This is a genomic window from Arcobacter sp. s6 (genome assembly GCF_040884245.1).
In the GTDB taxonomy this organism is placed as follows: Bacteria; Campylobacterota; Campylobacteria; order Campylobacterales; family Arcobacteraceae; genus Aliarcobacter.
This window is the reverse complement of record NZ_JBEVTN010000013.1, coordinates 104,507-115,926: the sequence shown is the minus strand read 5'-3', so window position 1 is coordinate 115,926 and position 11,420 is coordinate 104,507. Positions and strand designations below refer to the sequence as shown.

The 11,420-nt window shown below is 27.7% G+C and carries 7 protein-coding genes; 5 read left to right on the top strand and 2 right to left on the bottom strand.

The annotated features are described in order from the left end of the window. Nucleotides 1-141: 141 nt before the first annotated feature. Entirely contained in the window at nucleotides 142-675 is a 534-nt protein-coding gene (lolA, locus tag ABVS04_RS09655) for a LolA-like outer membrane lipoprotein chaperone (protein ID WP_368030495.1), read from the bottom strand. 57 nt (nucleotides 676-732) lie between these two features. On the opposite strand from lolA, the gene secA reads away from it, so the two are divergent. Together secA and ABVS04_RS09645 are read left to right on the top strand one after the other, a co-directional pair. After that, nucleotides 733-3,351, top strand: coding sequence for a preprotein translocase subunit SecA (secA, locus tag ABVS04_RS09650; protein ID WP_368030494.1), 2,619 nt, complete (start codon nucleotides 733-735; stop codon nucleotides 3,349-3,351). A 1-nt stretch (nucleotide 3,352) separates the two neighbouring features. Further along, a complete protein-coding gene (locus ABVS04_RS09645; RefSeq protein WP_368030493.1) occupies nucleotides 3,353-4,558 on the top strand; it encodes an ABC transporter permease in 1,206 nt (401 codons plus the stop codon). Between the two features lie 36 nt (nucleotides 4,559-4,594). Here ABVS04_RS09645 and ABVS04_RS09640 read toward each other — a convergent pair whose 3' ends face one another. Next, nucleotides 4,595-7,420, bottom strand: a complete 2,826-nt coding sequence (locus ABVS04_RS09640; protein WP_368030492.1) for an AsmA-like C-terminal domain-containing protein — start codon at nucleotides 7,418-7,420, stop codon at nucleotides 4,595-4,597. 55 nt (nucleotides 7,421-7,475) lie between these two features. On the opposite strand from ABVS04_RS09640, the gene mltG reads away from it, so the two are divergent. From mltG to ABVS04_RS09625, 3 genes are all read left to right on the top strand, one after another. Beyond that, on the top strand, nucleotides 7,476-8,597 hold the full coding sequence (mltG, locus tag ABVS04_RS09635) for an endolytic transglycosylase MltG (RefSeq protein WP_368030491.1): 1,122 nt from the start codon (nucleotides 7,476-7,478) through the stop codon (nucleotides 8,595-8,597). A 118-nt stretch (nucleotides 8,598-8,715) separates the two neighbouring features. Then, nucleotides 8,716-10,908 (top strand): NADP-dependent isocitrate dehydrogenase, encoded by a 2,193-nt coding sequence (locus ABVS04_RS09630; RefSeq protein WP_368030490.1) that lies wholly within the window; start codon nucleotides 8,716-8,718, stop codon nucleotides 10,906-10,908. Nucleotides 10,909-11,053: 145 nt separating this feature from the next. Beyond that, complete coding sequence (locus ABVS04_RS09625) at nucleotides 11,054-11,344, top strand: heavy-metal-associated domain-containing protein (RefSeq protein ID WP_368030489.1); 291 nt, start codon at nucleotides 11,054-11,056, stop codon at nucleotides 11,342-11,344. Nucleotides 11,345-11,420: the final 76 nt, after the last annotated feature.

Here is an 11,420-nt window from a genome sequence, read left to right as displayed (position 1 = left end):
TCTGTTGCACTATCCCTTAGGTTACCCTAGCCATTATTTAAATGGAACCACACTTCACAGCAGCCCGGACTTTCCTCTTGATTTTATTCAAGCTATTGTCTGGTTTACCTAAATTGTATTATATCTTTTAATTCTTAAAATCTATTTTCTTATAATATCGTAGTAATCTGGAACTGTGAATTTAAAAATTTGATCTGAAATCTCACCATTTTGAACTACATTTGAAAATTTAATTTCTACTTTATTCTCTAATTTATCTTTATAGTTTATGAATTCAATTTTATCATCAGATTTAGATGTTTTGATTATATAATCGACACCATCAATATTTGTATCATAAGTATTATTGTCAATTTTTTTAGAAGTATTTAAAAGTTTAATAATATTTATTTCACTTTCAAGTTCTGTGTAAATAGCTTGTTCTAATTCAGGCTCATCAACAACAGCAAAGTTATCATTAATATAAACATTTTTTACAACAGGTGTTTTGTATTGCCATAAAATTTTTCCACTTTTTTTAATAAATACGTCACCTTTATATTCAATAATATTATCAGAAGTAGAAACAATTTTTTGCGTAAAACTAGCTTTAAATGTATCTAAATTTTTTATATCATTAGCTGCAAAACTAACACTTAAGAAAAGCATAGAAGAGATTATTAATTTATAAAACATATTTTAACCTTTTTTTTTATATAATCATTGGGATTATAACGAAAAGGAACTAATTTTATGTTAAATGTTTTTTCAAAGATTTTTGGTACAAGAAACGATAGGGAAGTAAAACAATATAGAAAACGAGCGCAAGAGATAACCGCTCTTGAAAGTAAATATGAAAATTTAAGCGACGAAGAGCTACAAAGCGAATTTAATAAACTAAAAGAGCTTGTACAAAAAGAAAAAAAATCATTGAATGATGTTTTAAATGAATCTTTTGCAATTACTAGAGAAGCTTCTAAGAGAACTTTAAATATGAGACCTTATGATGTGCAACTAATTGGTGCTATGGTTTTACATGAAGGAAGAATTGCTGAAATGAAAACAGGTGAAGGTAAAACTTTAGTTGGATCATTAGCAGTAACTTTAAATGCACTTACAGGAAAAGGTGTACATGTTGTAACTGTAAATGATTACCTTGCTTCAAGAGATGCCTCTGAACTAACTGCTTTATATAACTTTTTAGGATTTAGTGTTGGTGCTGTAGTTGGTGGAATTAGAGACGATAATGAAAGAAGAGCTCATTATGCTTGTGACATAACATATGGAACAAACAATGAATTTGGATTTGATTATCTAAGAGATAATATGAATTACGATATTAGCGAAAAAGTTCAAAGGGAACATAACTTCGTAATTGTTGATGAAGTTGACTCGATTTTAATCGATGAAGCAAGAACTCCTTTAATTATTTCAGGACCTACAAATCACAAAAGTTCTGATTATTTAAGAGCAAATCAAATTGCACTACAGTTAGAGAAAGGTCAATTGATTGAACCTAAAAACTCTGCTGAAAAACCAACAACAACTGGTGATTTTATTGTCGATGAAAAAAATAAATCAGTTATGTTAACGGAGCAAGGTCATGAAAATGCTGAAAAACTTTTTGCAGTTGATAATTTATATTCAATAGAAAATGCAATGCTTTCACATTCACTTGATCAAGCATTAAAAGCAAATTATATTTTTGAAAAAGATGTTGATTATGTTGTAAAAGATAATACAGTTATTATTGTTGATGAGTTTACAGGAAGGCTAAGTGAAGGAAGAAGATTTTCTGAAGGTTTACACCAAGCTTTAGAAGCTAAAGAAGGTGTTTCTATTCAAGATGAATCTCAAACATTAGCAGATATTACTTTCCAAAATTATTTTAGAATGTATAACAAATTAGCAGGTATGACAGGAACAGCTCAAACAGAAGCTACAGAATTTGCAGAAATTTATAATTTAGATGTTGTTTCAATTCCTACAAATGTTGATATTAAAAGAATTGATAAAAATGACCTTATTTATAAAAGTGAAAGGGAAAAATTTGAAGCTGTTTGCAATAAAATTAAACAACTACATGAAAAAGGACAACCTGTTCTTGTTGGTACTGCTTCAATTGAAAAATCAGAAAAACTACATGAAATACTAGTTAAGAAAAAAATTCCTCATACAGTTTTAAATGCTAAACAACATGAAAAAGAGGGGAAAATCATCGCTGATGCTGGTCAAAAAGGTGCAGTTACAATTGCTACAAATATGGCTGGACGTGGAGTTGATATTAAACTTACAAAAGAGATTTTAGATCTTGGTGGATTAGCAATTATAGGAACTGAAAGACATGAATCTAGAAGAATTGATAATCAGTTAAGAGGAAGAGCAGGACGTCAAGGTGATGTGGGTGAGTCTCAATTTTATCTATCTTTAGAAGACAATCTTTTAAGAATCTTTGGAAGTGATAAAATTAAAGGAATCATGGAAAGATTAGGTATTGAAGAAGGTGAACATATCGAATCTAGAATGGTAACTCGTGCTGTTGAAAATGCTCAGAAAAAAGTAGAATCAATGCATTTTGAAAGTAGAAAACACTTACTTGAATATGATGACGTTGCTAATCAACAAAGAAAAGTTATTTATAGTTTTAGAAATGATTTATTAAAACCTGATTATGATATTGATTCAAAGCTAGAAGAAAATAGAATTGAATATATTCATACCTTATTATCAAATGCTCACATTATAAATGGTATGCCATCTGAAGATTTTGATTTAGATTATGTTAAAACAAAATTAGAAGAAGAGTTAAGATTTATTGTAACAATTGATGATTTGAAAACTGATTCTTATGAAGATTTAGAAGAAAAATTAAAAATAATGTTAAGAGAAATTTATAATTCAAAAATGTCAATGGCTGCACCTGAACAAAAAAGTGAAATTGAAAGAATTTTATATTTACAAATTCTAGATAAAGCATGGAGAGAGCACTTATACTCTATGGATACTTTAAAAGCGGGGATTGGTCTTAGAGGATATAACCAAAAAGATCCATTAGTTGAGTATAAAAAAGAGTCTTATAATATGTTTATTGAACTGATTTCGAATATCAAACATGAAATTATAAAAATTTTATTTACAATTCAACTTCAATCGAATGAAGATAGAGAAAAAGAACAAGCAGCAATTGCTAAAATGAAAGAGCAAATGGAGAGTTCAACAGAACATATCACAACTAATGTTGCACAAGAAGCTGTAAAAAATAGTGATAAAAAAATTGCTAGAAATGAAGACTGTCCTTGTGGAAGTGGTTTGAAATATAAACATTGTTGCGGTAAAAGTGGTCCAAAAATTGGTTTAGCTGCAGGTAAATAACTTGAATAAAAAATTGGTTAATTTTATTGTAAAAAAATATTTACGATTTGACAAAAAAAATCCTTTTATATCTATAAGTGCCATTTTGGCATTTGTAGGTGTTTCTATTGGTGTTATGGTTTTGATTTTATCTATGGCAATTATGAATGGGACAGCCAAAGAGTTTGAAAGAAAACTTTTCACAATGAACTATCCTTTAACTATTTATCCAAAAATGGATAACTCTTTAAATGAAGACTTATTAAATAAACTACAAAAAGAGTATCCAAATTTAAAATTCTCACCTTTTATATCATCACAAGCAATTATACAAAGTGGTGAAGCAATGAGTGGAGGTATGATTTTTGGAGTTGTACCTGAAAAAGAAGCTTTAATAAATCCTATTTATAAAGATGCTTTAGGAACTCTTCAAATGGATAAATATGACATAATTACAGGTTCAGGAATCTCTGATAAACTATTGTTAAATGGTGGATCAAAGGCTACTTTATACTTTACAGAGTTAAATCCAACAGGTTTTTCAATGATGCCAAAAATGAAAAGATTTACTTATGTAAACTCTTTTAATTCAGGTCTTAATGCTTATGATAAATCATATATGTATACTTCTTTAGAAGCTTTACAAATACTACTGAAAAAAGAACCTGGTTATTATGATGGTATTCATATTCACTCTGATGATGCTTTTGCAGATATGGAAAAATTAAAAGAGTCTCTTAGAGGAACAAATAGTGGAGTTGTAGGTTGGTGGCAACAAAATGGTAATTTCTTTGCCGCTATGAAAATGGAAAAAACAGCTTTATTTATAGTTTTAATGCTAATTATTTTAGTTGCTTCTTTAAATATCATTTCATCTCTTTTAATGACAGTAATGAGTAGAAGAAAAGAGATTGCCCTACTTTTATCAATGGGTGCATCTTCTAAAGAAATTAAAACTATTTTCTTAAGAGTAGGAACTATTATAGGTTTTGCAGGTATTTTAACAGGAATAGCTTTAGGATTTATTGGTTATTGGCTTTTAGATAACTTTGATATTGTTACTTTACCTGCTGATGTTTATGGTAGTGCTAAACTTCCACTTGATTTAGCTATGAGTGATTTTATTTCTATTATTGTAGGTGCTGTGATTATCGTACTTATTTCATCTTATTATCCAGCTTCAAAAGCTACTAATATTGATGTTATTGATGTTTTAAGAAACGAGTAGTAATTAAAACCCCAATTTACAAAGTAAATAAGCCTTTTATTCTAAAGGCTTATTTATCATATTCTCTTTGTCTTGTTTATCTTCTTGGGTCTCTTTTCCAGTTACAAAATCTAATAATGCTCCTGGTGATGTTAATATTCTTTTTACTATATTCATAGGCACACTAAAAGCATCTTTTGTTAAGTTTGTAGAAATCTTTGGATTAGCTAAGTCTCCAAATACATTCACTTGTGTTTCAACTCTATTATTATCACCTAATAAAACGAAATTTACCACAGGAATTGCTCCTACTATTTTTGAGTAATCTTTTAGAAATACAAGTTTAATATCTGAAGTTAGTGTCATATCATTTAGATTTACTTTTCCTTTTCCATCAAAATCAATACCATTTCCAACAGTTACAAGCTTTTTAATATCTAAAAGTTCTTTTTCCTTACTATAATTAAACTCTATAGAACCGTTTATTATTTTATATGCAGTTAAATTAAATCCTGAATTTGTAGCCATTCCTACTACAGAAGGAATTGCAAGAAATGGATTTATAAGTGCAGGAGAAGTTTGTATAAAGATCAAAAGATTACTTAATATTGCTAAATCATCAACATTAGTATCTTTTATCATCAATTTTCCATTTAGATTATTTATATCACCATTTGCTAGTAATAATATATTTCCGCCTTCAAATATTTTTTTATCAAAAATTGCATTTACAAACTCATCATTAATTTCATTTGAAAATATATCAATTTTTTCATCTTTAGATTGCTTAAATGTAATATTTGTTTTTTTATACTGTATACTTATATATTTACTTTTATCAGCTCTTATACTTATCTCATAATTATCTGCTAAAAATTTATATTTCTCATTTATAAAAATATTAGAATTTTTTCCTGAAATATCTATATTTCTACTATCTTCTTTTTTATCCGCATTTTCCTCTTCATTAGTTTCAGTAGAATATAAAACATCATACCCATCAACTTTCAAAGTAATTAAATCTTTTTTTAATTCTAAAATCAAATCTTTATTTTTTGTGTATAAGGTTGTTAAGTTCTTTGTAGATATTCCCTCAAGTGATAATTCTTGAACTTTTTTATCATTTTTCTTTAAAGGAATATCCAAATCTGTAACTAGTGCATTAAAAGCAATTTCATCTTTTTTTATATTTACTTTTGCATTTTTTAGCTGGTAAACTGAATCATCTATTTTTAACTTACTATTATCTAAAAAAATATTCATATTTGTTTTTGAAGAAATATTTGCTTTTTTTGTATCTATTAGCACATCTAAGTCTTTTAAGTAAATATTTATTTGATCTTTAACTTCTACTTTTAATTTTTCATCATCTGAAGAAATTAAAATATTTTTATCTTCAATTGAACCCTTTATATTAAGAATATCTACTAACTTACCATCTTTTTCAATAGGAAAATCAAGGCCTTTTATATTTGCGATAAAATTAATATTTTTATCATCTTTTACACTCAAAGAGATATTTCCATCTTTTATCGAAATATCTTTTAAAAGTTTAGAATGAGGATAAATTTTTGATAGATTTTTAATATCAACATAAATTAAATCAGATACCTTTACTGTTGTTTCTAAATCTTTTAAATCTATATTAACATCTTTACTAAAATCCATTGCAATAGCTGATTTTTGATTTTTAATATTTACTATTTCTTCTTTATTTTCTTTTGCAATTAAAAAAGATTTAATATCAACATAACCTTCAGATTTTAAAGTCTTTGTATCTAAATTTATATTTACAATTGCATCAATCATATTTTTATATTTAAAATCTGCATTTTTAATTTCTATCATTGAATCATTTAAAAGAACTTCTGCACTTTTTGAAGAAAAGGCAAATTTATTTATAAGAATATCAGCATCATTAAGTAAAAAAACGCCTTTTGTAATCATTGGTTTACTTGCTACGTAAGGAAAAATCATCTGTAGAGAAGCTTGAGTGTTACCGCTATTTTGAACTAAAGGAAGATTAATATTATAGGCTTTTAAGATATCTAGAATATCTTTATCAAGTTTAGTGTTAGCTTTTATATTTACTTCAACTTCACCTAATTGTTCACTTGTTAAATTATGAATAATTACAGAGCTTCCTTCTAAGCTTTTACCTTTAAAAGTTGGTTCAATTAAATTAAATCCTAAACTATCATTCTCAAAAGTAATATCTAAATTTTTTGTATTTACGACGTCAACATCTTTATGAAATCTAATTTTTGCAGCTTCAATTTGAGCATTTCCCCTTAAAGAATCAAATAAAAGTTCATTTTTTTCTAAATCAAATTCTCCATAAAAATTTTGTAATTTTATATTTCCTTCTACATTATCATACATCCAAGCTTCTGCTTCTGCATCAAGGTTTACAAATTTTTTTAAGAATTTCAGACTTTTAAAAGATTCACTAGCTAAATAAAACTTTGCTAATTTTTTTGTCATTTCAACATTGATATGACTTTTAATATCTTGATAATAAAAATTTCCAAAATAATCCATTTTTTCATTAAAATAATCAACTTTTATTTTTCCATCTAATAACAATTCTACATCTTTTAGGTATAAAGAATCTAAATCAAAGATTACTTGTTTTGATGAAATATCTATTTTTGAAGAAATATTTACAAATTTATTATCTAAGTATAAAGTGTCTTCATCTAAAATTATTTTAAATTCATTATCTCCTACTTTTAATCTTTCAATATCGATTTTCTGGAATAATTTCAATATCATAGGTAATGTCTCTAAGTCTTTTTTTAATTCATCAAAAGAGCTTTTAGTTTCAGTTTTTTTTGATTTTAATTCGATATTTTCAATATTTAAAATAAGTTTTTTATCCATTTTAATATAGAATTGCGAAATTGAAATATTTGAAAAAGAGAAAGAGTCTATTTTTATGCCGGAATACAGAAATGAAAAGAGTAATATTATTATTAAAAAAAGAAAAACAAATAGAAGTTTAATCATCTTCAGCATTATAGATTTTATCCTTGTTAGTTTAATTGTTGTTTTGTTTTATGTGACGATGCCTATAACTTCTACAAAAGTTTTGTTTATACCTAAGGGCAGTACAGTTAGTATTATATCATACTTAAATAAAAGTGGCTTTGAGATGAATACTCTTGATACAATTATTATAAAATCTACTGGGTATATTCAGAGTGGTTGGATTGATATAAGTGAACATAAGCTAACAAAAATGGATTTTATTTATAAATTAACAAACTCAAAAGCAGCTTTAAAATCAATCACTTTGATACCAGGTGAAACATATTATGTTTTTTTGAAGAAACTAGCTACAGAATTTAATTTATCAGAAGAAAAATTAACTGAATTATATAAACAATATTCATATAAAGCAGATGGAAATATCTTGGCAGAAACTTATTCTTTACCAATGGGTATGAAAGAAGATCATATGATTTTTTATCTGTTCTCCCAAACAAATAAGAAATATGAAGAGTTTTCAAAAAAAATTTTTGGTATTTATGATAAAAGAAAATGGTATTATTATTTAAGCTTAGCTTCTGTAATACAAAAAGAAGCTGCTAGTATAAATGAAATGCCGATTGTTTCAAGTGTAATTCACAATAGATTAAAAAGTGGAATGAAACTTCAAATGGATGGTACATTAAACTATGGAGAATATTCAAATACTGTTGTAACAGCACAAAGAATAAAAGATGATGATAGCTCTTACAACACTTATAAAGTAAATGGATTACCCAAAGACCCTGTTTGTGCAGTTAGTTTAGATGCAATTAAGGCTGCGATTTTCCCTGTAAAAAGTGATTATTTATACTTTGTTAGAGACAATAGTAATGGTTTGCATAAATTTTCAAAAAATTATATGGCACATGTTAATAATATAAATGCAAATGTAGGCGTAGAAAAAAATTATACAAAAGTTAAAGAGAATGAAACACAAATAGACAAAGAAGCAAAAGATATTATGAAAACTGATGTTGAGAATCAAAAACCTGCATCTATCAAGGATTTATTTAATAGTATAAATTAATTGTGAAAAATTGAAACAATCAATTTTTCACAGCTTCAATTATAAGCACTTTCAATTTCCTAAAATAATAATGTAGGTATTATGTAATCAACATTAAAATTCAAATTTAGGAAACAATATGTCAAAAATCATTTACACAAAAGTTGATGAAGCTCCTGCTTTAGCAACATACTCTTTTTTACCAATTATCAAAGCTTTCACAAAAAGTTCTGGTATTGAAATGGTTACAAAAGATATTTCACTAGCTGGAAGAATCTTAGCTAACTTCCCTGAAAACTTAAAAGAAGACCAAAAAATTGGTGATGATTTAGCAGAACTTGGTGCATTAACACAAGATCCTTCAGTTAATATTATTAAATTACCAAATGTTTCAGCTTCTGTTCCTCAATTAAAAGCTGCAATCGCTGAATTACAATCAAAAGGTTATGATGTACCAAATTATGATGAAAGCCCTGAAATCACTGCAAGATATTCTAAAATTTCAGGTTCAGCTGTTAATCCAGTATTAAGAGAAGGAAATTCAGATAGAAGAGCTCCAGGTGCTGTTAAAAACTACGCAAAAGCTAATCCTCATAGAATGGGTAAATGGACAAAAGAGTCTAAAACTGACGTTGCATTTATGAACTCAGGTGACTTCTATGGTTCTGAAGTATCAAAAACTTTTGATGATGCTGATGATTTAAAAATCTCTTTCATTTCTTCAAATGGAACAGAATCTGTATTAAAAGCTTCTACAAAAGTTATTGCGGGTGAAATTATTGATGCAACAACTATGAGCGCAAAAGCTTTAAAAGAATTCTATGCAAGTGCAATTGAAAGAGCTAAAAAAGAAGATGTATTATTATCATTACACTTAAAAGCTACAATGATGAAAGTATCTGATCCTATTATGTTCGGATTTGCTGTTGAAGTATATTTCAAAGATTTAATTGCAAAACATGCTGATTTATTCAAAGAATTAGGTGTTAACTTTAACAATGGTTTAGGTGATTTATACTCTAAATTAGACAAAGTTGATGTAGCTAAAAAAGCTGAAATAGAAGCTGATATTGCAGCTGTTTATGCTAAACAACCAAGACTTGCAATGGTAAACTCTGCTAAAGGAATTACAAACTTACATGTACCATCTGACGTTATTGTTGATGCTTCTATGCCTGCTATGATTAAAGGTGGTGGAAAAATGTGGAATGCTGATGATAAAGAAGAAGATACAATTGCTATGATTCCTGATAGATGTTATGCACAATCTTTCAAAGCTGTTATTGATGATTGTAAAGCAAATGGAACATTAGATGTTAAAACAATTGGAACTGTTCCAAATGTTGGTTTAATGGCTCAAAAAGCTGAAGAGTATGGTTCACATGATAAAACTTTTCAAGCTGCTGAAAATGGAAAAATTATTGTTACAGATAAAGCTGGAAATACAGTATTTAGTTTCGATGTTGAAACTGGTGATATTTTCAGAATGTGTCAAGCTAAAGATGCTCCAATTCAAGACTGGATTAAATTAGCAGTTACAAGAGCTAGATTATCTAATACTCCTGCAATCTTCTGGTTAGACCCAGCAAGAGCACATGATGCTGAAATGATTAAAAAAGTTAATAAATATTTACCAACTCACGATTTAACAGGTTTAGATATTTCTATTATGACTCCTGTTGATGCAACTTTAAAATCATTAGAAAGAATGAGAGCAGGACTTGATACTATTTCTGTTACTGGAAATGTATTAAGAGATTATAACACTGACTTATTCCCAATTTTAGAACTTGGAACATCTGCAAAAATGTTATCAATCGTTCCATTAATGCAAGGTGGAGGATTATTTGAAACAGGTGCTGGTGGATCTGCTCCTAAACACGTTCAACAATTTGCAGAAGAAGATTACTTAAGATGGGATTCATTAGGTGAATTTATGGCATTAGCTGCTTCATTTGATCACTTAGGAAATACTCAAAATAATCCAAAAGCAAAAGTTTTAGCTGACACTTTAGATAAAGCAACTGGAACATTCTTAATCAATGACAAATCTCCATCAAGAAAATTAGGTGGAATTGATAATAGAGGTTCTCACTTCTATTTAGCTATGTATTGGGCACAAGAATTAGCTGCTCAAACTGCTGATGCTGATTTAGCTGCTGAATTTGCTCCAATTGCAAAAGCAATGACTGAAAATGAAGATAAAATTGTTGCTGAACTAGTTGCTGTTCATGGAAACAGTGTTGATATGGGTGGATACTACTTACCAGATGATGCTAAAACATCAGCTGCTATGAGACCAAGTGCTACTTTAAATGCTATTATTGGGTAATTTCCAATTAAAAAAAGAGAAGATTTTTCTTCTCTTTTTCTCTTTAAAATCTAAAAAACTTATTTTCTAAACTATTCTTTCTTTTAATACAAGTAATAAACCGTTATAATATTTTTAAATAGTTTCAAACTAAAAGGAATAAAAAATGAAGCAAACATTTGAAGTTTTAAATGTAAAATGTGGTGGATGTGCCAGTACTTTAACAAAATCATTAAAAGATGAATTTGGTGAGATTATAGTTGATTTAGAAGTACATCCACGTAAAATCACCCTTGATATAGAAAATGATAAACTAGAAACTTTAAAACTAAAACTTAGATCTTTGGGTTATCCTTTAACAACAGATGAATTAAGTGGCTTTGAAAAAGCAGCTACTACTGCAAAAAGTTTCGTATCATGTGCTATTGGAAAATTTGACGTAGCAACTAATAAATAAAAGAGAATCTTATCTCTTTTATAACTTTTTCATAAATAAGAAGATAAAAACCCTCCATTTGCACACCTTATAAACA

What these genes read in the sequence shown, in the direction of transcription:
- ABVS04_RS09630 (WP_368030490.1), top strand. Translation starts at nt 8,716, where the DNA reads ATGTCAAAAATCATTTACACAAAAGTTGATGAAGCTCCTGCTTTAGCA.
- ABVS04_RS09625 (WP_368030489.1), top strand. Translation starts at nt 11,054, where the DNA reads ATGAAGCAAACATTTGAAGTTTTAAATGTAAAATGTGGTGGATGTGCC.
- ABVS04_RS09640 (WP_368030492.1), bottom strand. Translation starts at nt 7,420, where the DNA reads ATGGATAAAAAACTTATTTTAAATATTGAAAATATCGAATTAAAATCA.
- secA (WP_368030494.1), top strand. Translation starts at nt 733, where the DNA reads ATGTTAAATGTTTTTTCAAAGATTTTTGGTACAAGAAACGATAGGGAA.
- mltG (WP_368030491.1), top strand. Translation starts at nt 7,476, where the DNA reads ATGCCGGAATACAGAAATGAAAAGAGTAATATTATTATTAAAAAAAGA.
- lolA (WP_368030495.1), bottom strand. Translation starts at nt 675, where the DNA reads ATGTTTTATAAATTAATAATCTCTTCTATGCTTTTCTTAAGTGTTAGT.